Raw genomic sequence first — 245 nt, 5'->3', positions numbered from 1 at the left:
ATAGCCTGTTCCAGTTGCGGCGTCAGAACGTAGAGCGTGCCGGTGAGTGCCGCGACAAAAATAAACGGCGCAATAAACAGGCCGATATAAAAATGCAGGCGGCGAAAGAGATTAAACACCGTGCCGCGCGGTGCAGGGGACATTTCCTGAGAAGAGGACATAGCATTCCACACTTTTCAAAAGACAAAGACGATCAGGTGACGTTGTCACGCAATCGGATTAGTAAGCAGTGAGTGTGACGCGAT

Annotated in this window: 1 protein-coding gene; it reads right to left on the bottom strand. The window is 50.6% G+C overall.

Annotated features, from left to right (window positions below; genetic code table 11):
* The coding region (locus tag SB756_RS33940) for a PepSY domain-containing protein (protein ID WP_410913743.1) at window positions 1-143 on the bottom strand (143 nt) is incomplete at its 3' end.
* Between the last annotated feature and the right edge of the window lie 102 nt (window positions 144-245).

Origin of the sequence: Pseudomonas sp. SIMBA_068 (assembly GCF_046534705.1) — a bacterium.
Taxonomy (GTDB): domain Bacteria; phylum Pseudomonadota; class Gammaproteobacteria; order Pseudomonadales; family Pseudomonadaceae; genus Aquipseudomonas; species Aquipseudomonas putida.
This window is presented reverse-complemented; position numbering and strand designations above follow the sequence as displayed.